Below are 21,057 nucleotides of genomic sequence, written 5' to 3'. Positions count from 1 at the left end.
AAGAAAGAAAAGAACAGGTCCTTGGATAAATCAACCGAGAGATATGAGACGGAACGCAATTACTTTGGGCAAATCGTTAGTCGTTTTCTTAAACATCGGCTTGCGGTGGTAGGACTCATTTTTTTCATTTTATTGATATTCATCGCCATTTTTGCTCCTATTCTGGCACCGCACGATCCTTATGTGGTATCGAGTACTCTCCAAGCCGCTCCTTCTTCAGAACATTGGTTGGGTACGGATGCGGTTGGGAGAGACGTTCTCAGCAGACTCATTTATGCTTCCAGAGTTTCGCTTTTAGTTGGTGTTGGTTCGGTGGCCATTTATGTGTTAATTGGCACGATGGTTGGTGCCGTTTCCGGATATTTTGGCGGCTGGATGGATATGGTTTTTATGCGCATGACGGATATCTTTATGTCGTTCCCCTCATTAATGGTAATGCTGGTGCTTGTGAGTATTATCGGTCCAAGTATGTTTTCAATTATTTTGATTCTTGCCTTATTTGCTTGGACGGGGGTCGCCCGGCTTGTAAGGGGAAGTGTATTGTCTTTGAAACAGATGGATTACATAAAGGCCAATGTAGCCCTCGGAATTAATTCTTGGCGAATTTTGTTTGGTCATATTATTCCAAATAGCATAGCTCCAATTATTGTTAATGCTACATTTGGAATTGCTGGAGCCATTATTACCGAAGCTTCCTTAAGCTTCTTGGGTTTAGGCATTCAGCCGCCGACGGCAAGCTGGGGAAATATGCTCACGGAGGCGCAATCCATTACGGTATTGACTGAACAGCCTTGGCTGTGGCTTCCTTCAGGCTTCATGATCGTCCTTGCCGTGTTGGCTATTAATTTTGTAGGTGATGGCCTTCGTGATGCGTTGGATCCAAAAAGCTTTAAATAAGATTTTTAGTTTCTATCGAGTATGAAAAAATTTAATTTTGTTGGAGGGGTTCGAACATGAAAAAAACAGTATTAATTGCATTTGTTTCTTTAATTATTGTCACATTACTTGCTGCTTGTACGAATAACACAACTACAAAAGTGGATACATCTCAATCATCAGATAAATCTGCCTCAAACTCTAAAAAGATCATTGTTGGAATTACGAATGCCCCTGGTAGTTTTAACCCTATTAATGCAGTTGACCATGCTTCAGTCGCAATTACGGATGTCTTGTTTCAGCCTTTGGTACAAGCCGACGATAAAATGAATTTCGTACCCATGCTTGCACAGACCATTGATACGAAAGACAATCAAACCTTTACCGTGAAGCTGCAGCCGAATGCGAAGTGGACAGACGGTCAGCCGGTTACGGCAGATGATGTTCTTTTTACCGTAAAGCTGATCGCTAACCCGGATGTTATTTCAGAGAATAGCTACGGTTTTTCGATTCTAGATGGCTTTGATAGCGGCGGGAAATTACCTAAAGGAACAACCGAGCTTAAAAGCGTTAAAAAAGTGGATGCTCAAACGCTCGAATTTAAAACGGCTAATCCGGTAGATGCAAACTTATTTAAAGAGAAAGTCGCTCAAAATATTAAGACTCTTCCACTGCATGTATTGAAAGACGCGGACCAGAAAAACATTGAAACGAACCCGTTTATGCAAAAGCCTAACGTTGTGAATGGACCTTTTAAGCTAGTTAAGTATGCTAAGGATCAATATGTGGAGTTGGAAGCTAATGCAGATTACTTTAAGGGTGCTCCTAAAATTAAGAGTCTTTTCTTTAAAATAATGCCTTCCGCAAATCTGGTTGCTCAGCTTCAAAGCGGTGAAATTGATATGAACTATCCTGGAATCGGCAATATAGACGCAGTAGATTACGATAAAGTGAAAACGTTGGAAAATATTACTGTCAAATCAGGCGTATCGTTAGATACACAAATTTTAATTATGAATACACTGACGATAAATGATGCTAAATTACGGCAAGCGATTGTTTATGCAATAAATCGCAAAACGATCGTAGATAGCTTATTGAAAGGTTTCGGCCAAGTCATTGACGGTCCTTATACACCGACACACCCTTACTTTAATAAAAATTTAGAAATTACTCCTTACGATCCGGAGAAAGCTAAGCAGTTGTTGAAAGAAGCGAATTGGGATGCAAGTAAAACCTTAACGATGGTCGTTCCTACAGGAAATAAAGTCAGAGAACAAACGGCTGATATTTTCGCTGAAAACCTTAAAGCTGTGGGGATTAAGGCTAAAATTGAAAAATTTGATATCTCGACTGTCGTTGGTAAAGCAATAAAGCATGATTTTGATTTATTGATGCTAGGATCATTTACTACAGTAGATCCAGACGTTAGTTCTGAATTCAAAACGGGAGGTGTAAATAATTTTTCGGCTTACAGCAATAAAGAAATGGATGCTCTAATTGATCAAGGAATCAAAGAAACGGATCCTTCCAAACGAAAAGTAATTTACGATAAGATTCAAGAAATACTCAAAAGGGACACGCCAGGTACGTCAATTTATGCGCAAGTCCCATTCGCAGCTGTATCTAAAAAGGTTATTGTAGGTGAACCGAAGCAAATTGGTATGCTCATTAACGTACACGAGTGGGATGTTAATAAGTAATCAGAATAAATTGAAATTATTGTTGACTATGCTCCTTCAAAGGTGTAAAATATTTACTAAGCTCTATATAGTTATTAGTGAATAGAATGCAGCTTTGAATGAGGGAACAATCGATTCCTTATCCAAGTGCATTCTTTTTTGTTTTTTTGGGAAAGAAACGAGTTTGTGGCAAGGATTTCAAAGATAGAAGAATCGGCCTTTAGCGTATAGCCATTAGAAGCCGCTACCTATACTACTAGTAAAGCGGGTGCGGATATGTTAATAACAGAACAGATGAAAGATCAAAATGTGGTATTAGTGGGCGGAGGGGCATTAACGATCGAGCAGGTCGTTCAGGTTGCGCGCTTCAACGCCAAGGTCGAGACTGCAAGAAGAGAGCATTCGTAAAATGGCGAAGAGCAGAGCCTATGTGGAAAAATTGTTGAGCGAGAAAAAAGTGGTGTACGGCTTGACAACAGGCTTTGGGAAATTTAGCGACACCTATATTTCCGACGATGACGTCAAAACTCTTCAGTTGAATCTCATTCGAAGTCACGCCTGCGGGATCGGTACGCCGTTCTCGATCGAAATTGTAAGAGCGATTCTGCTTCTGCGCGTCAATGCACTCGCGCTCGGCTACTCCGGTATTCGTTCGGAGGTCGTCCAATTGATGGTTGGTATGCTGAATCAAGGGGTGACGCCTGTCATTCCGGAAAAAGGCTCGCTCGGCGCAAGCGGGGATTTGGCTCCGCTTTCTCATTTGGCGCTCGTACTCGTCGGTGAAGGAGAAGCTTATTATCGCGGCAATCGGTTCCCGGGCGGCCAGGCTATGAATCTTGCCGGGCTTGATCCAGTAACCCTGGAGGCGAAAGAGGGATTAGCTCTTATTAACGGGACACAGGTGATGACGGCTGTAGGCACATTGGCCTGCCGGGATGCCATGAATCTGGCGAACTGGGCCGATTGCACAGTTGCATTGACTTGTGAAGCGCTGTTCGGTGTCCGGGACGCATTTGATCCTTTAACCCATATCATTCGTCCGCATAAAGGACAAAGTCAATCTGCAGAAAATATAAAACGGTTAACCTCCGGAAGCAAGTTAATGACGAACCAGGGGGAACGAAGGGTGCAGGATGCGTATTCCTTGCGCTGTGCGCCGCAGGTTCACGGGGCAAGCCGCGATGCGCTGGCTTATATTGCCGAAAAGCTTGAAATTGAAATTAATTCGGCTACGGATAATCCGCTTATTTTTGTGGATGAAGAACGTGTGATTTCGGGTGGGAATTTTCACGGGCAGCCGATTGCCCTGCCGATGGATCATCTGTCCATCAGCGCATCAGAGCTGGCCAATATTTCCGAACGGCGGATAGAAAGACTAGTCAATCCTCACTTAAATGAGAACCTCCCGCCTTTCTTAACGAAAAATGGAGGTCTTGAGTCCGGTTTTATGATCGCTCAATATGCAGCCGCGGCAGTCGTTTCCGAGAATAAGTCGCTCGCTCACCCTGCAAGTGTGGATTCTATTCCTTCTTCGGGGAATCAGGAGGATCATGTGAGCATGGGAACCATTGGCGCAAGGAAAGCGAAGCAAATCGTGGAGAATGCATATGCCGTTCTCGCCATTGAGCTGTTGTGCGGGGCTCAAGCGGCTGATTTCCGCGATCCACAGCTGCTCGGGCATGGAACCAAATGGCTCTATGACCAATGCCGCAATCTTGTCCCGGCCGTAGATGCGGATCGTGTGCTCTCTCATGATTTTCAGAAGATAGCGGATTGGATGAAGCAAACCGATGTAGCTTTGAGCATGTCGGAGGTAGTGAAAATCCAATAACTTGGTGTCTTCAAACTTGCAAAGGACCGTTTTTTGCCTTTCTTCTGGCTTTAAACGGTCCGTTATAAATATGGAAAGTATTGATATTGACAGAAAGATGTACTCTGGTATAATCAAGACAAGTAAACTAGTGCTCGATTTAGCCTATAGTCAATAGAATGAGCTTGGCATGAAGGAAATAGCATCCTTCAATGCGAAGTTTTTTGTTTTTTTTGGGAAGGTTACACAATAGAAAGGATGATATCAATGAGTAACCTTAATGAAAGAAAATTTTTCGACTGCAGTAATTATACGATGGGAAAGCTAACTTCACTCTTGGTCATGCTGCACAATGAAGAGGCGGGTGCGGATATTGAGAATGAAATGAAGAGAAGAGGATACCGGTATACGATTGGAAAGGTCGGCGCAATGGATTTGGTAAAAGTCGTGACGGCTATTGAAACCAGCGCCAAATCGAACAAGGTTATCGATCCGAACTCTTATCGGGAAGTTCATTCATTATATCATGCCATCATAGAAGCGATTCAGGGGATTGGGAGAGGTACGGTCCAATTCGGGGATATTCTACGCACAGTGGGACTAACATTTTGCATTACAAGAGGAACGGTCGAAATATCAGGATATTCCGAAGAATGGTTAAGTGTCTGCATTTACGGAACGATCGGCGCTCCAAAAAAAGGCTTTGAACACGATGTGTTAGGGTTTGGGTACAATCATATTTAATGACATGAAGAGTGATGGGGAGAAATCCCTTTTTTGCGAAGTGTATGAAAGCGCTTTCCGTGCTAAATTAACTGAAACGGGGTATTCTTCATATGGCAAGCGTAATAAAGGAAAGTAACGACCAACTGAAACGTTCCATGAAAAGCAGGCATATGTATATGATTTCGTTAGGAGGCGCAATCGGAACCGGCTTGTTTGTAAGTACGGGTTATTTGATCAATCAAGCAGGACCCGGCGGTGTGATTCTGTCTTATTTGTCTGGCGGACTATTAATGTATCTAGTCATGCTCTGTCTAGCTGAACTGGCTGTTATTATGCCGGTGACGGGCTCCTTTCAGGTTTATGCAACGAAGTTTATAGGTCCAGCAACCGGATTTACAATAGGCTGGTTGTATTGGATCAACTGGATTGTGGCCGTCGCTTCGGAATGGGTCGGTGCCGGAATGTTAATGAACCGATGGTTCCCTCATGTCCCGCCTTGGGCTTGGATCGCACTAATCATTGCATTCCTGTTCCTGTTGAATGCCATCTCGGCGAGCCTCTTTGCCGAATCCGAGTTCTGGTTTTCAAGCATTAAAGTCATTACGATTGCTCTGTTCGTATTATTAGGAATTGCCGCGATCACGGGAATCATTCCTTTCGAAGGCCTCAGCTCGGCTCCGATTCGATCAGGCTTTACCCACGATGGAGGATTATTTCCACACGGCTTCGTTCCGGTATTCATGACCATGGTAGCCGTTAATTTCAGCTATCAGGGAACGGAGCTGATCGGCATTGCCGCAGGAGAAAGTGAAAATCCTGAAAAAGAGATTCCGAAGGCGACACGAAATACGATATGGAGGATCTTATTTTTGTTCGTAGCATCTGTATTTATCTTAAGCTCCTTAATCCCTTGGAGCGAAGCCGGCCTTACGGATAGTCCGTTTGTGCTTGTTTTTGATAAAATGGGAATTCCTTTTGCGGCGGATGTCATGAATTTTGTTATTTTGACAGCGCTTCTTTCGGCAAGCAACTCCGGAATATATGCCTCCTCCCGTATGCTGTGGTCGCTGTCGAAGAGTAATATGGCCAGCCCTTACCTGAGTAAGTTGACTTCTAATGGCGTACCGTTTCGGGCTCTGATCGTAAGCGCCATCGTTGCGTCTGTTGCCTTGATTTCAAGTATCGTAGCCCCGGACACCGTATTTTTGTGGCTGAGTGGGATTTCAGGATTCGCCGGAATTCTCGTTTGGATGGGGGTTGCTTTGTCCCAATATTTATTCCGTCGTCGCTATATGGCTGAAGGGAACCGCCTGGACGATTTAAAATATAAAGTAAAGCTATTCCCGCTTGTGCCCATTCTTGCCATTATCCTGTGTCTAGTTGCATTAGTCGGTTTGGCTTTCGATAAAGAACAAAAAATCGCTCTTTACTACGGAATTCCTTTTACCATTGTTTGTTATGGTGTTTACCATCTGTTTTATCGCAAGAAATATGAGCAAACAGTTGGTCATTCGGAACAATAAAACGGAGCGGAAAGTTCATCTCCCTTTTTTGATTAGATAGGCAGGGTGATTTCAACTATGAAATTGGATACGGCCCAAGCGGCTTTTTCTCAACTCCTTATTTCTGGAACGTTAATCCATGAAGGGGACTTTGAAGAAGTAAGTGAGCGGCTTGGAATTGGAATACGTCCTCAAGTAGTCATGGTTTTGTCCATTGATCGTTTCACTGATTTTGCCATGGATAAGTCATTGCAATGGCGTATTGAGATCGGGCAGCAGTTGGTTGAAGCGATTTATGAAAATATTACATTGCCTTTTTTGTGGGTATGGGTAGGAGAAGGAGTGCTGGCTATCCTTTTGGAATTAGGAGCAGATCAACCTGCGGATCCATTCAATAATCAAGTTATTGTCCGTATAGTCCGGAAAATTCAAAATTTCATAGATACGAGAGGATTTTCCATCTCAGCAGGAATAGGTACTTATTATGATGATCCTTATAAGCTTCACTTATCCTTTTGCGAAGCCAAAGAATCAATGATCGACCGTTTTTTTCAAGGCAACCGGATGGTTTATCAATATGATCAACAAAGTAATAGTCAAACAGGACGGACAAAACTAATGACCCACGAGGAGAAAATCGAATTGCTGTCACGTGTCCGCATTGGTGATGAAGAAGGCTCTATTGCTTATTTAGTGGAGTTATTGGAACGGCTTGCCCAATCGTATAAGCATAATATTAACCTGTTCAAGTCGGAAGCCTATGATCTGGTACTCTCTTTATCAAGGATGGTCGTCGATTTAGGCGGAAATACATCTGAGATTTTATCTGAGAATGCGAAAATGCTCCAAGATCTATACAGTACCATTCGATATGACAAATTTGTTAAAAAGCTATGCGAATATTGGAGAGACTTGCGAGGCGGGTAACGAATGATCATGCCTTAGAGGTGTCCCCAATCGTTCGTTCTGCGATCGTATATATAAAAGAGCATCATCAAGAAAAAATGCTCTTAAAAGAAATTGCGCAGCATTGTTGTTTGAGCATCCATTATTTTGCCCATTTATTCAAAAAAGAAGCGGGTTTAAGTTTTGTCGACTTTTTAAACAAGGTCCGTATTGAAAAAGCGAAATATTTCTTAGAAAATACCCGATTGACCGTTCAAGAGATTGCCGCAAGTGTTGGTTTTCAAGACGCGAACTATTTTACCCGTAAATTTAAAATCGAAATGGGCTGCAGTCCTTCAGACTATCGATCATCCTTTCAATTGTAACGTTCATATCATACAGAAAATCCAACCCGTTATTGGGCTGGATTTTTTCTTTAAATATGGCTATAAGGCATTTTTGGGACAAGGATACTGCCGATGAAGTAAAGCAGCATGACGCTTCCAAAGCTGCACAGAGCAGCAAAAACGACGATCAGACGAATGATGGTTGGATTAACTCCGAGAAATTCTGCAATTCCTCCGCAAAGGCCGGTAAATTTACTATCGGTAGTGGATCTGAATAATTTGTTCATTGTATAAGTCTCCTCTCAAATACGAGCATTTTGTATGTCTGCTTCGTTCTTATGTCTTTATTGTAGCTTGTTCGAACATCTGCGAAAACGGACCGCCGACGGTTATGGAAGCTGTACTAAAGTCGGGGAAGCCCCACTACTTAAGGGGAGTTTAGGCTTCGGCTTTTCGTCGATTAGGCTTTTCTTACTTATTTTTAAGTGAAAAAAACGGATCCGCCACTTACGTGGCAGTCCGTTTGTACTGAAAGTCAAAAAGATTATGAGAAATTTACTACTTCATCTTGTACTTGGGAACATAAATTTAATAGGACTAAATTTCGAGACATTGGTATTATCGTGTAACTGACCTCCATCGTTACCTCCCCAAGCCCATAACGTTCCATCCTCTTGGATGACAGTGTTGAAGCTGATACCCGAGCTAATAGCTTTAACCTGATCCAGTCCCTTGACCTGCACGGGCGTAGTTAGTCGTTTATAACTGTCAATCTCATTGGTTGTAAAATAACCCCATTCCCAGAGTGTCCCATCTTTTTTAAGCGCAAGACTGTGGGTCCATCCGGAAGAAAGTGCGACGATATCTGAGAGCCCTGGTACCTGGATGGCATTCCATGGTTCGGCCTCGCCCTGTTGTCCAATTAGTTGCCCGTAATGATTACTTCCCCAAGCCCACACTGTCCCATCTTTCTTTAATGTCAGTAGATGTAGAGTGTCGGTACCTTTTCCAAGTTCAATAATATCCGTTAAGCCCGGAATCTGCTTTGTAGTTATCGTATAGGTAGAATTTTTTGTAATCTCAACATTTCCTCCAGTCCATGTTACTGTGAGCGGATCTATTCCTTCTGAACGCCACACAGTACCATCTTCTTGAAGAGCAATGACTTTACCATGGACGATTGTTATATCCTTTACCTTATGCAAACCAGGTATTGCTATCGGCTTCTGATCAAATTTCGTAAGATCATCAAGTTGTTGTACGGCAAAACACCAAGTCCAAACCGTTCCATCGCTGTCTAACGCCGCGAATAAGCCATTGGAACTTGATACTTTCACAATATTTTTCAATTCTGGGATTTGGAGTGGCTTTATCATTGAATAGAACCATGTTGTTTGGGTACTCTGATCTCCGTTCTCTCCCCATATCCAAACCGTTCCATCTTCCTTGACTGCCAAGCCGTTCCTACCATAGGAAATATCAATGACATGGTCTAATCCCTTTACCTTAGTAGGAACACGTTTTCCCAGATACCAAACATCTCCCTGGTCGTCCAATAAACCAAATCCATTGTTCCAGGCAGAAACCTTGATTGGCTTTGTTGATGTTGAAACCGATTCCGCAGCTTGGGCCGCAGGCAAAATACCTGTACTCATGCCCAATAGCCCAACAAAAACAACAGTCAGCAACAGCTTCGTGAAGTGAAATGTCTTGCAAAAAGACCTCATGGTTCACTCTCTTTTCTTTGAAAAATATGGATTAAAATTCCACTCAAATATTTAGACTGCTATTTTAAGGAAAAGTTGCAATTTAATTGGGGAATTATTGGTGTGTTATCTCATGATTGGTAAAATTTAGGTTTCGAGTAGTTTTCCCTGAATGGAATGATTATCAATACGTCAGTCATAACCAGGTACGTAATAATGCACATAGATAACATGAAATTGCTCATCGTTTCGAGCATAAAAACTCAACTATAATATATGTGCAAGACTGTCTTATTTTGAAAAATAAGGAGGGATTTATAAAGGATTTCGATAAATGATCGGACATTGAACGATACTTTTAAGTTTTGAATCGTACAAGGAGGCTTTATATGAAATTTAATTTCCATTACTTAACAAGAAAACCAACTCTCATTTGTTTTCTAGTTTTTCTATTAGTTTTCACTCAGATATCGTTTTTCCCATCTGTTTCTTCTGCGGCTACGAATTTGGCTTTAAATAAAGCTGTTACAGCAAGCGGACATAATGACGTCTATGTGGAAACGAATGTGAATGACGGAAATCAAGCAACCTATTGGGAAAGCACGAACAGTGCATTCCCGCAATGGATTCACGTTGATCTTGGAAGCGCTAACACGATAAATCAAGTGGTGCTTAAACTTCCTGCAGGTTGGGGAACAAGATCGCAAACTCTTTCCGTTATGGGAAGCACGGATGATGTGAACTATAGTACTTTGGTTGCCTCCGCTGCTTATACTTTTGATCCAGCGAACTTGAATATAGTGACAATTAATTTTACTGGTTCCAGCGCAAGATATGTGAAAATTAATGTAACTGCGAATACAGGATGGGCTGCTGCTCAAATATCTGAATTGGAGATATATGGAACAGCGGCACCAACTCCGACACCAACGCCAACACCAACACCAACACCAACACCAACACCAACACCAACACCAACACCAACACCGAGCGGAACCGTTATCCCTGGAAAAATTGAAGCTGAAAGCTATAGTGCAATGTTCGGTATTCAAACAGAAACGACAACCGATACGGGCGGTGGATTAAACGTAGGTTGGACGGATACTGGGGATTGGATGGATTATAGTGTCAATGTGCAAAGCGCCGGCACATATACGGTTGGATTCCGTGTAGCGAGCATCTCTTCGACTAGTCAGCTTCAATTGATGAATAGTGTGGGCACTGTGTTAACCACGGTCGACGTTCCGAATACGGGCGGATGGCAAACGTGGACAACAGTAAACGCAAATGTGAATTTGACGGCAGGAAATCAAACATTAAGGTTTTATGTGTCATCCACAGGATTAAACTTGAATTGGATGAACTTTACCTCTGGTTCAACGCCAACACCAACACCAACACCAACACCAACACCAACACCGACACCGACACCGACACCGACACCAACACCAACACCAACACCAACACCGACACCGACACCGACACCGACACCAACACCAACACCAACACCAACACCAACACCGACACCGACACCAACACCGACACCAACACCAACACCAACACCGCCAGTGACTACATCGAACCTTGCTTTAGGCAAGTCGATTAGTGCTAGCTCTTCCGTACTTTCGTTCATTGCGACAAATGCGAATGATGGAAATGTAACGACTTACTGGGAAGGTGCTGGAGGTTCGTACCCGAACATATTGACTGTAGATCTGGGTGCAAACGCCAGCATTTCCTCGATTATACTGAAGTTGAACCCTGATACGGCATGGGGCGCTCGGACGCAAAACATCCAAGTTCTGGGTCATGATCAATATGGCACGACCTTCAACAACCTGGTTTCCGCAGCAAACTATTCGTTTAGTCCGACTACCAGCAACACGATAACGATTCCGCTATCAGCTACTGCCAGCGCAGTTCAGCTGAAAATAACCTCGAATACAGGTGCTTCGGCCGGTCAAGTAGCTGAATTTGAAATCATGGGTGTTCCTGCTCCGAACCCGGATTTGACAGTTACAGGTCTGACTTGGACACCATCCGCTCCGAGTGAGACCAACGCAATAACGTTGAATGCTACGGTGCAGAACATTGGTACGGCGCCATCCGCAGCAACTGATATTAGATTCTACCTTGGCAGCACGCTGGTTGGAACTTCATCGGTAGGCGCACTGGCTGCCGGCGCTTCCACGACGGTATCTGCCAACATCGTCGCTCAAAATGCAGGCACCTACACAGTAACCGCAAAAGCTGATGAAGCTAACGCTGTAATCGAGCAAAACGAAAACAATAATAACTACACCAGCTCCAGCTCGCTGACCGTAACCCAGGTTGCAAGCTCCGACTTGGTAGGAACTGTTTCATGGACACCAAGTACTCCCGTTGCCGGTAATGCGGTTACCTTTAACGTAGACCTGAAAAATCAAGGAACGATAGCTTCTGCAAGCGGTTCGCATGGAATAACAGTTGTTCTTAAGAATTCTGTCGGTTCAACTGTTCAAACATTTAGTGGATCTTATAACGGATCCTTAGCTGCAGGAGCATCGACTATTGTCTCCATTCCTGGGACATGGACAGCGGCAGAGGGCAACTATACGGTAACTACTACTGTTGCTGTAGATGCTAACGAAGTTGCAACCAAGCAAGCCAACAATGTAAATACGGCAAACCTAGTTGTATATGCCCAACGAGGTGCAAGCATGCCGTACAGCCGGTATGATACCGATGATGCTGTACGCGGTGGTGGTGCCACTCTGCAGTCTGCCCCGACATTCGACCAAGCACTTATTGCTTCGGAGGCTTCTGGCCAGCGCTATGTGGCACTTCCTTCAAACGGTTCCAATCTGCAATGGACGGTCAGACAGGGGCAGGGCGGTGCAGGTGTAACCATGAGATTTACAATGCCCGATTCCTCAGACGGTATGGGATTAAACGGTTCACTTGACGTTTATGTAAATGGTGCCAATGTGAAGACAATACCGTTGACCTCCTATTACAGCTGGCAGTATTTCTCTGGAGATATGCCTGCAGATACTCCTGGAGGAGGGCGCCCGCTATTCCGTTTTGATGAAGTGCACTGGAAATTAGATACCCCGCTCCAGCCAGGCGACACGATCCGTATTCAAAAGAACAATGGGGATAGCTTGGAATACGGTGTTGACTTCATCGAAATCGAGCCTGTTCCTGCTGCAATCGCCCGTCCGGCCAACTCGGTATCTGTCACAGATTTCGGTGCTGTTCCGAACGACGGCCAGGATGATCTTGCGGCCTTTAACGCTGCAGTAAATGCAGCAGTTGCATCGGGTAAGATTATGTATATCCCAGAAGGAACTTTCCATCTTGGGGATATGTGGAAAATTGGTTCTGTCAGTAATATGATCAACAATATCACGATCGTTGGTGCTGGTATCTGGCATACAAACATCCAGTTTACGAACCCAAATTCGAGGTCTGGCGGTATTTCATTCCGTGTCCAAGGCCAGATTGATTTCAGCAATATATATCTCAATTCGAAGTTGCGGTCACGGTATGGCCAAGAAGCTGTTTATAAAGCCTTTATGGACGACTTTGGAACTAATTCCAAATTTCACGATGTCTGGTTAGAGCACTTTGAGTGTGGTTTCTGGGTAGCAGACTATGCACATCAACCAGCAATTATTGCTACGGGGCTGATTATCGAGAACAGTCGTATAAGAAATAACCTTGCTGATGGTGTCAACTTCTGCCAAGGAACCAGCAATTCGATTGTCCGTAATAGCAGCTTACGAAATAACGGTGATGATGCTCTTGCCGTATGGACTGATAATACCAATGGTGCACCAGCGGGTGTAAACAATACTTTCTCTTATAACACCATAGAGAATAATTGGCGTGCAGGAGCTATTGCATTTTTTGGAGGAAGCGGACACAAGGCTGACCACAACTTTATTATCGACACCGTTGGTGGTTCCGGTTTCAGAATGAACACCGTATTCCCTGGATATCATTTCCAAAATAATACGGGCATTGTATTTTCGGATAATACCATTATTAACAGCGGCACAAGTAAAGACCTTTACAATGGTGAACGCGGTGCAATCGATCTGGAAGCTTCCAACGATGCCATCAAGAACGTAACGATTTCCAACATCGATATCATCAACACGCAGCGCGATGCTGTCCAGTTTGGATATGGCGGCGGATTCGAAAATATCGTATTCAACAACATTACTATTAATGGTACCGGTCTTGATGGCATAACAACCTCACGATTCTCGGGACCACATAAAGGTTCGGCCATTTACACGTACACTGGTAATGGCTCTGCAACGTTCAACAACCTGATGCTCAGTAATATTGCTAACCCCAATACAAATTACATCCAGTCTGGTTTTAATCTAATCATCCATTAAGCATTCGTTGATAGCTAAGAGGAGGAGTTTTCGGAACTCCTCTTCTTTTTTATGCTTGTCCGATCATCCTGTGCCTCTTATCTAGATTCGTATTCTAGACATTAGTTTTAAGTAAATTTGTTGAACTTATTCAAATCTAATTGCGAATCACAAAATAGATAAAGCTACCTTCACAACGTCCTGCAGAGGTTGCCGATCTGTTGCGGTTTTGCCAAGTACATAAAGGCCGTTGCGCGTATTAACCAAAAACCGTGAAAGCTCGCGAAGGGTATGATGGAATTTTTTTTCTCCATGTTTTTGCGCCTTCAGCAGAAAATGATAAAATTGGGATTCCATATCGATGTTATAAGCTTCAACTCTACTCGCGATGCCGGGATCGATGGCTGCTAGCTCCATGGCCGTATTAGCTAAAAAGCATCCCCTTCGACCTGTTCCGTTACCTAAGGCATTGTCGATCACCTTTTCAAAGAACCGGGAAAGCACCTCTTTGGGAGAACCGGGTTCATCTAAGATGGAAAAAAGCCTATTGGAGGAAACTTGACGGAACCGATCCAGGCAGGTCAAGAAAAATTGATTTTTGTCTCCGAACGTATCATACAAGCTTCCGCGGTGAACACCTGTCTGTTCCACAAGGTCTTGAATAGAAGTTCTTTCAAAGCCTTTCTGCCAGAATACTTCCATGGCTTTATCTAAAGCAAGCTCTTGGTCAAATTCTTTAGGTCTGGGCATAGGATAACCTCCCTTCTTAAGAATAGTATAATTATTTAAGAATGGTTAGTCAAAATAAAAAGCTAATACTCTTTGGATTTAGATCGAAAAATGACCTTGAAAACCACGATATATTTATATATCCAAAAATTATAGTTGACTGATCATTCTTAAATGACGTATAGTTGGGCTTAGATAACGCAACCGACAATTGTTATGTCGCTGTCCATTTAAGAATGATCATTCTTGAATGACAAATAATCCTTACTAATCGGAGGTAATTACATGACTAAAAAGTAGCATTAGTGACAGCGCAAATCAGGGAATAGAAATATTGTTACGCCGTAAAAACTTTGATGTAATTGATTAGATTTCAGCGAAATAAAAACTTGAGGGAGGGGAAAACAATGACGCTTAAGATGAAGAATTCTTCAGACTATGGGAAGGATCAGGTTGTTATGAATGAAGGTGTTGTTACCCTTCTACTCGGTATAACGATCGTACTCGTCATCATGAACACGATGATGTTTAACTTGGCTTTACCAGCTGTTTCAAAAGACTTTCACCTCTCTGCTTCATCAACATCGTGGATTGTGACGGGGTACTCCATTGTTTTCGCGATGGCATCTATTACGTATAGCCGATTAGCTGATTTCATACCAATCCGAAGGCTTTTTATAATAGGAATTTTATTTCTCAGCCTTGCGGCAATTGCCGGATTGTTCAGTCACAATTTTATCATGCTGCTAATCGTTCGCATTCTGCAAGCATCTGGAGCAGGTTCAATCCCAGCCTTATCCCTAAACTTGATTTCACGGTATGTTCCAATTGAGAGACGGGGTAAAGCAATGGCTCTGATCATGTCTTCGATTTCGCTTGGTCTTGGATTAGGTCCGGTTGTCGGTGGAGCCATTGTCGAATACCTAGGCTGGCACATTTTGTTCGCCGTGACGGCAGTTACTTTGCTGTTAGTGCCTTTCTTTGTAGTGCTCATTCCTAAAGAAGAGCCGCGGAAAGGGTCGTTCGATGCCCTAGGCGCATTATTTATTGGCGTTGGAACGACAGGACTGCTTCTGTTCTTAACCAACCATTCATGGTTTATGCTGTTGATTGGGCTTATCGCGCTTGCCTTATTTATCGTCCGCATTCGATCTGCTAAAGAGCCTTTCGTACTTCCATCGCTATTCAAGAATCGGTCTTTTCTCATTCTAGGAGCAGTAGGAATCGCGGCTTATCTCTGTAGTTTTGCAACACTATTTCTAATGCCACAAATCCTTGTTAAACAGTATGGTCTAAGTGCTATTCAAGCCGGACTTGTTATTTTTCCAGGCTCGATTTTAGCCGTATTCGTTTCCCGACGGGTTGGCCGTATCATTGATGCGCGTGGAAACAACACGATTATCAGATTTCTACCGTTGTTCCTTCTCGCTTCTGTCATTTTGTTCGCCTTGTTCGAAGGAGCTTCATTTGTTTCAATCATGTTGATTTATATGCTAATGAGCGTTAGTATCACGATTTTGAATAGCAGTGTATCCAATGAAATGTCAAGAATATTACTGCCTTCTCAGCTTGGATCTGGTCTCGGTCTGTTTCAGCTTCTCCAATTTTTTAGCGGAGCCTTCGGTGTTGCTATGACAGCAAGTGCCCTTGTTTGGCAGAAGAACATTCCTCTAGCGAGTGCTTATAGCAACATTTATTGGGGACTGACGATAGTTGTACTCTTATCCATCGGTTGCGCAATAGGTTACCTCAGATCGACCTTGAGAAAACCACAAATGGCCTAAGATTTAAATAAGAATCAACTTTTAGACATAATTCTATAAAAGCTAACCTCAAGGGAGAAGATAAATCATGAATGCAGTTAAACAAAGTGGAGCAACAGCAGAAACAGTTGAGACTTCTTATATTGAAGCAGACGGAATTCGATTCGCTTACCGAACTTTCGGTAAACAAACCGATGTTCCGCTTGTATTCTGCCAACGATTCAGAGGTACGATGGATGATTGGGATCCAGCATTTGTCAATGCATTGGCGAAGGAACGTACGGTCATCCTGTTTGATAGCGCAGGCGTCGGATTATCTTCAGGTGAGGTTGCAGAAAGCTTCTATGGAACGGGGAAATTCGCAGTCACTTTTATTGAAGCGCTTGGTCTTAAACAAGTGGACCTCATCGGTTTCTCAATGGGAGGCTACGTAGCACAGATAGTAACGCTTGATCGCCCTGATTTGGTTCGTCGTTTGATCTTAGCAGGTACAGGCGGGGGAACAGGGGAGGGTACCCAATCGGGTAAACCTGAAGTGTTCCAAGTTGCTTTTAAGCCGGTTAACGAACCGGAGGACTTTCTTTACTTGTTCTTCGAACAGACGGAAACGAGCAGAGCGGCAGGACTTGACTATCTGGAACGGCTTGCTAAAAGAAAAGCCGGCAGAGCGCCGCTAGTCAAGCCTGAATCGGTACAAGCACAAATAAAATCAGCTATGGCTTGGGGAACGGGATCAACCTTTGACCGACTGGGAGATATCAAGCAGCCCGTTCTTGTAGCTAATGGAGATAACGATATTATGATTCCGACTATCAATTCTTATATTGTGTCCCAGCGCATTCCTAATGCACAATTGATTATTTATCCGGATTCCGGTCACGGATTCTTGTTTCAATACCCGGATCTGTTTGCCGAACATGTTTCTATGTTTCTAAAAAGAAATTAAACGACGAAGAAAAAAACAAAAAAACAGAACGCAAAAAAACCAGTCCAACACCTTTATTTCGTGTTTTGGCTGGTTTTTTGTTATTCGGGTCGTACAGTTTTTGATTTTTGCTGCGAGATTTACTATCCGTAAAAAAGGAGTCGATTCACGTTAGGAGAAGGGAATAACCTCTGAATAAAGAAATAATCATTAGCAGGTATTCTAACTTGGAGGCTGATCATGAGAAAAACGTTATTTAAACGGCTGCTGCTTTCGTATATACCGATCTTTTTTATCGTTGTCACATTTACGTTTTTCGTATTTTTTCAGCTGCTAAGCGAGCAAAGCCGGAAGGAAGCGCTCAACGCCAACAAAATGCTGTCCCTGCAGGCAATGCGTCTGATTGACACTTCCCTGAAAGCAATTGACAATATGGTGATGACCGAATCGATTAATAATAAGCAATTGATTGATTTCTTTAATAATGACGCAAAAGATAGCGTTTACATCAACATCAGTGCGGTAAAAAAAATGCAGGATATGATCACTTCTTATCCGATTATCGATTCGATCTATTTGGTGCGTTTTGAAGACAATTTCGTTCTTAGTAATGCGACAAGCGATCAACTCAGCAATTATAAGGATGAGCCGTTCATTAAACGGGCCATGGTTCCGCAGCTGTCCAAGCACTGGTCGGGTGTTAGAGAGTTTGAGCAGTTTGAGGTGAAAGGAAGCAAGCCTGTCGTCAGTCTTGTTCGAGGGGCGCCGTTCATAACGAGTGAGAAAGGAATGATCGTTGTCAACGTGGCGACCGATTCTTTGCAGAAAAATATCGCCGATCTGTACGATTCTAAAGCTAGCTTTATCGGGGTCCAGGACGCTTCAGGCAACGAGTTGTTTAACGATTCGAGCTCTAAGGAACAAGCAAGGGTATATTCTAATTACGTTTCGAGCTATACGGGATGGTCCTATCAAAGCGGACTCGTCAACGGCAAGGTGTTTCATATCGTCTCCTCGCTGTATAACGTGTGGTTTATTATCGGGATCGCGATGATTGTGTTTGGATTCATATGGCTCGTTTATGTGACTAGACGCAATTCCAAACCGCTAGAGCAGATAGTGGCGCGCATTCGCGGTTACCGTCTTCCGCTGTCAGGCAGTGTTTCCAAGGATGGCGGGGATGAGTTTTCGTTCATCGAATCGGCGCTCGTCAATATTATTGAACAGTCCAATCAGTATCAGCAAAAGCACAAAGAAGACATGCATCTTCGAACGAGGTACTTGTTTCATCAGCTCATTGAAGGCGGTTCGGGCTTAACGATCGAGGAATGGATGGAAGAAACGAGCAGTCTGCAGCTTCCGCGCCCTTCCGATGGACAAGTGATGCTTGTAATCGAAATGGATAAATACAATGACTTTTGCCGTCAATACTCGCGCATTGACCAGAATCTGCTTAAATTTGCGCTTCGCAGTGTCATTCAGGAGCTTGCCCCCAAGCATGGACTCGAGTTGTGGGCAGAGTGGACTTCCGCGTTTCAGCTCAGCGTCATGGTGTTCGTTAACAGCGAAGAGGAGGTTAGCGAGCATTCTGTGATTCTCGAGCTTTTTGAGAGCGTTCGTGTGTGGACGCAGGATAACCTGAAGTTTACGGTAACGATCGGTATCGGTGAGCAGGTTGTACAACTTTCCGATGTTGCCAATTCGTACAAAGAGGCGCTTACGGCGCTGAAACACAAAATTGTGCTCGGGGAAAACCGGCTTATTACGAGCAAGCACATCGCAAATCATGGACAAGCAGAAGTGTTCTCGCATCTGAACGCGATTCGCGCCATAATCCAGTCGTTCAGACTGCTTGAAGACGAATGGCGGACGAAGTTCGACGAGCTGTTTGGCGAAATGAAACAGGGGTTGCTGACGAAGGACGAGATTACGAATCTGATGAATTATTTCATTTACTATTTGGGCCGGGAAATGGCGGGCATGACGAAAGAGTTTCAAGAAATATGGGAACGGGACGGCTTGCCGAAGCTCAGCGAAACCATTGATCAATGCCATTCTCTCGATCAAATGCGGGAAGAGACTTTGGCCGTGCTGAATCGTTTGGGCGCCGTCTTGCAGGCAGCGCAGGAGCAGCGTCTGCATGCTGCTACGATTCGCGATATGCGGAAATTCATTGAAGACCAATACGCTAATCCGAATATGTCGCTCGAATATCTCAGTTCAAACTTCAACATTAATGCCAAATATGTAAGTAAATTGTTTAAGGAAGAGACCGGGCAGAAGTTCATCGACTTCATGATCGATATCCGCATGCAGGTTGCGCAGCGCTTGCTCACTGAATCGCAAGCTTCCATGCAAGAGGTAGCCGAACAGGTCGGTTATACGAGCGCGATTTCATTCAGCCGTGCGTTTAAGAAAGTGGTAGGCAGTTCCCCCAGCGAATTCCGCGAGGAAGCGGCACGTAGAGAGACTGGGTGAAATTGGTTAAGCGGTAGAAAAGAGTTTGCAGAGCTTGTTTACCTATTAGTTTCATAATGGTTGTCAGGCAGCAGCTCGGCTATTTACCGGAGCTGTGCGCTTTTTCAGGCTATGTGAAAAAGGTTAGGGCCACGATTCTTGTTTCTTGCAGCAGGCTGTATGCGCACTCTAGTATTAGGTTATGAAAGCGCAATCAGTACATACGAAAGGAGAAGGAGCTAATGTCAATCATACAAAAGGAAATAAGGCAGTCCATAACTCCACAGATCAGAAAGCAGCATAAAACGGCAGCGCCCGGCAGCAAATCATCTTTTAACATGGTTAGGAAAAAAATGAAGCGTCACTGGCAGTTATATTTGGTTGTTTTCCTGCCGCTTCTTTATTTGGTCATTTTTAAGTATATTCCTATGGCTGGTGTTGTCATTGCTTTCAAAGACTACAACGTCATCAAAGGCATTTGGGGAAGCCCCTGGGTCGGTTTGAAATATTTCGAACAATTTTTTGAGTCGCCGAATTTTTGGCTGTATATGAAGAACACGCTCGGCATCAGTACGTACGGTTTGCTTGTCGGCTTTCCGGCCCCGATCCTACTGGCGCTGGCTTTGAATGAAATACGCAACGGATTTTTCAAAAAGAGCGTGCAGATGGTTACTTACGCGCCTTACTTTATTTCGACGGTTATCATGGTGTCCATTCTCATCGTAACATTGTCGCCGAACGTTGGAATCATCAGCAAGTTTCTGCACATGCTCGGCGTGGAAAACACAAACTTCATGGGCATCCCCAGCTTGTTCAAATCGATCTATGTCTGGTCAGATGTTTGGCAGTATACGGGTTACGGTGCCATCATTTATATAGCGGTTCTGTCAGGCGTTAACCCTGAACTGTATGAATCGGCTAAAGTGGATGGCGCGTCCAGACCTCAAAAGATCATTAATATCGATATCCCAAGTCTTATCCCAGTTTCCGTCATCCTGCTCATTTTGAATTTAGGCAACATAATGAAGCTTGGCTTCGAAAAGATATATTTGATGCAAAATCCGCTCAATGTCAGCACGTCAGAAGTCATTTCCACTTATGTGTACAAGGTGGGTCTGCTTAGCTCCAGCTTCAGCTTCTCAGCAGCAATCGGCTTCTTCAACTCGGTCGTCAACCTGATTCTTCTCATCGGTGTCAACTACATAGCCAAGAAGCTGTCCAATTCGAGCTTGTGGTAACAGACGGAGCCGCAAGAACCCGATGCTGCACACATTTCCGG

Annotated in this window: 14 protein-coding genes and 1 pseudogene; 12 read left to right on the top strand and 3 right to left on the bottom strand. The window is 43.7% G+C overall.

Annotation, left to right across the window (positions count from 1 at the left end; all coding sequences use genetic code 11):
- The first annotated feature begins 21 nt into the window (after nt 1-21).
- From opp4C to ACBP55_RS26070, 7 genes and pseudogenes are all read left to right on the top strand, one after another.
- Nucleotides 22-897: an oligopeptide ABC transporter permease gene (opp4C, locus tag ACBP55_RS26100; RefSeq protein WP_464653411.1), complete on the top strand. Its 876-nt coding sequence runs from the start codon at nt 22-24 to the stop codon at nt 895-897.
- 56 nt (nt 898-953) lie between these two features.
- Nucleotides 954-2,579, top strand: a complete 1,626-nt coding sequence (locus tag ACBP55_RS26095) for an ABC transporter substrate-binding protein (protein WP_464645790.1) — start codon at nt 954-956, stop codon at nt 2,577-2,579.
- Nucleotides 2,580-2,834: 255 nt separating this feature from the next.
- Nucleotides 2,835-4,389: pseudogene (gene hutH / locus ACBP55_RS26090) on the top strand (histidine ammonia-lyase).
- 246 nt (nt 4,390-4,635) lie between these two features.
- Entirely contained in the window at nt 4,636-5,112 is a 477-nt protein-coding gene (hutP, locus tag ACBP55_RS26085; RefSeq protein ID WP_376768269.1) for a hut operon transcriptional regulator HutP, read from the top strand.
- A gap of 92 nt (nt 5,113-5,204) precedes the next feature.
- Nucleotides 5,205-6,617, top strand: a complete 1,413-nt coding sequence (locus ACBP55_RS26080; protein WP_464645789.1) for an amino acid permease — start codon at nt 5,205-5,207, stop codon at nt 6,615-6,617.
- A gap of 57 nt (nt 6,618-6,674) precedes the next feature.
- Nucleotides 6,675-7,523 carry a CdaR family protein gene (locus ACBP55_RS26075; protein WP_464645788.1) on the top strand — a complete coding sequence of 283 codons (849 nt, stop codon included), beginning with the start codon at nt 6,675-6,677 and terminating at the stop codon, nt 7,521-7,523.
- Nucleotides 7,499-7,867 carry a helix-turn-helix domain-containing protein gene (locus ACBP55_RS26070; RefSeq protein WP_464645787.1) on the top strand — a complete coding sequence of 123 codons (369 nt, stop codon included), beginning with the start codon at nt 7,499-7,501 and terminating at the stop codon, nt 7,865-7,867. The genes ACBP55_RS26075 and ACBP55_RS26070 overlap by 25 nt, the downstream gene beginning before the upstream one ends.
- A gap of 50 nt (nt 7,868-7,917) precedes the next feature.
- Here ACBP55_RS26070 and ACBP55_RS26065 read toward each other — a convergent pair whose 3' ends face one another.
- A complete protein-coding gene (locus ACBP55_RS26065; protein ID WP_464645786.1) occupies nt 7,918-8,115 on the bottom strand; it encodes a PspC domain-containing protein in 198 nt (65 codons plus the stop codon).
- 276 nt (nt 8,116-8,391) lie between these two features.
- Nucleotides 8,392-9,555 (bottom strand): RCC1 domain-containing protein, encoded by a 1,164-nt coding sequence (locus ACBP55_RS26060; RefSeq protein WP_464645785.1) that lies wholly within the window; start codon nt 9,553-9,555, stop codon nt 8,392-8,394.
- A 368-nt stretch (nt 9,556-9,923) separates the two neighbouring features.
- On the opposite strand from ACBP55_RS26060, the gene ACBP55_RS26055 reads away from it, so the two are divergent.
- Nucleotides 9,924-13,925 (top strand): discoidin domain-containing protein, encoded by a 4,002-nt coding sequence (locus tag ACBP55_RS26055; protein WP_464645784.1) that lies wholly within the window; start codon nt 9,924-9,926, stop codon nt 13,923-13,925.
- Between the two features lie 147 nt (nt 13,926-14,072).
- On the opposite strand, the gene ACBP55_RS26050 is transcribed toward ACBP55_RS26055, so the two are convergent.
- Nucleotides 14,073-14,654: a TetR/AcrR family transcriptional regulator gene (locus ACBP55_RS26050; RefSeq protein ID WP_464645783.1), complete on the bottom strand. Its 582-nt coding sequence runs from the start codon at nt 14,652-14,654 to the stop codon at nt 14,073-14,075.
- 386 nt (nt 14,655-15,040) lie between these two features.
- Here ACBP55_RS26050 and ACBP55_RS26045 point away from each other — a divergent pair, with 386 nt between their 5' ends.
- From ACBP55_RS26045 to ACBP55_RS26030, 4 genes are all read left to right on the top strand, one after another.
- The gene (locus ACBP55_RS26045; RefSeq protein ID WP_464645782.1) at nt 15,041-16,417 is read left to right on the top strand and encodes an MFS transporter; all 1,377 of its coding nucleotides are present in this window, start codon (nt 15,041-15,043) and stop codon (nt 16,415-16,417) included.
- Nucleotides 16,418-16,484: 67 nt separating this feature from the next.
- Nucleotides 16,485-17,342, top strand: a complete 858-nt coding sequence (locus ACBP55_RS26040) for an alpha/beta fold hydrolase (protein ID WP_464645781.1) — start codon at nt 16,485-16,487, stop codon at nt 17,340-17,342.
- Between the two features lie 219 nt (nt 17,343-17,561).
- Nucleotides 17,562-19,799, top strand: coding sequence for a helix-turn-helix domain-containing protein (locus ACBP55_RS26035; RefSeq protein WP_464645780.1), 2,238 nt, complete (start codon nt 17,562-17,564; stop codon nt 19,797-19,799).
- 317 nt (nt 19,800-20,116) lie between these two features.
- Nucleotides 20,117-21,016: an ABC transporter permease gene (locus tag ACBP55_RS26030; protein WP_464653410.1), complete on the top strand. Its 900-nt coding sequence runs from the start codon at nt 20,117-20,119 to the stop codon at nt 21,014-21,016.
- Nucleotides 21,017-21,057 lie beyond the last annotated feature (41 nt).

The sequence above is a fragment of the Paenibacillus sp. WG02 genome, assembly GCF_055396115.1.
This window is presented reverse-complemented; position numbering and strand designations above follow the sequence as displayed.

What these genes read in the sequence shown, in the direction of transcription:
- ACBP55_RS26095 (WP_464645790.1), top strand. Translation starts at nt 954, where the DNA reads ATGAAAAAAACAGTATTAATTGCATTTGTTTCTTTAATTATTGTCACA.
- hutP (WP_376768269.1), top strand. Translation starts at nt 4,636, where the DNA reads ATGAGTAACCTTAATGAAAGAAAATTTTTCGACTGCAGTAATTATACG.
- ACBP55_RS26080 (WP_464645789.1), top strand. Translation starts at nt 5,205, where the DNA reads ATGGCAAGCGTAATAAAGGAAAGTAACGACCAACTGAAACGTTCCATG.
- ACBP55_RS26075 (WP_464645788.1), top strand. Translation starts at nt 6,675, where the DNA reads ATGAAATTGGATACGGCCCAAGCGGCTTTTTCTCAACTCCTTATTTCT.
- ACBP55_RS26065 (WP_464645786.1), bottom strand. Translation starts at nt 8,115, where the DNA reads ATGAACAAATTATTCAGATCCACTACCGATAGTAAATTTACCGGCCTT.
- ACBP55_RS26060 (WP_464645785.1), bottom strand. Translation starts at nt 9,555, where the DNA reads ATGAGGTCTTTTTGCAAGACATTTCACTTCACGAAGCTGTTGCTGACT.
- ACBP55_RS26055 (WP_464645784.1), top strand. Translation starts at nt 9,924, where the DNA reads ATGAAATTTAATTTCCATTACTTAACAAGAAAACCAACTCTCATTTGT.
- ACBP55_RS26050 (WP_464645783.1), bottom strand. Translation starts at nt 14,654, where the DNA reads ATGCCCAGACCTAAAGAATTTGACCAAGAGCTTGCTTTAGATAAAGCC.
- ACBP55_RS26045 (WP_464645782.1), top strand. Translation starts at nt 15,041, where the DNA reads ATGACGCTTAAGATGAAGAATTCTTCAGACTATGGGAAGGATCAGGTT.
- ACBP55_RS26040 (WP_464645781.1), top strand. Translation starts at nt 16,485, where the DNA reads ATGAATGCAGTTAAACAAAGTGGAGCAACAGCAGAAACAGTTGAGACT.
- ACBP55_RS26035 (WP_464645780.1), top strand. Translation starts at nt 17,562, where the DNA reads ATGAGAAAAACGTTATTTAAACGGCTGCTGCTTTCGTATATACCGATC.
- ACBP55_RS26030 (WP_464653410.1), top strand. Translation starts at nt 20,117, where the DNA reads ATGGTTAGGAAAAAAATGAAGCGTCACTGGCAGTTATATTTGGTTGTT.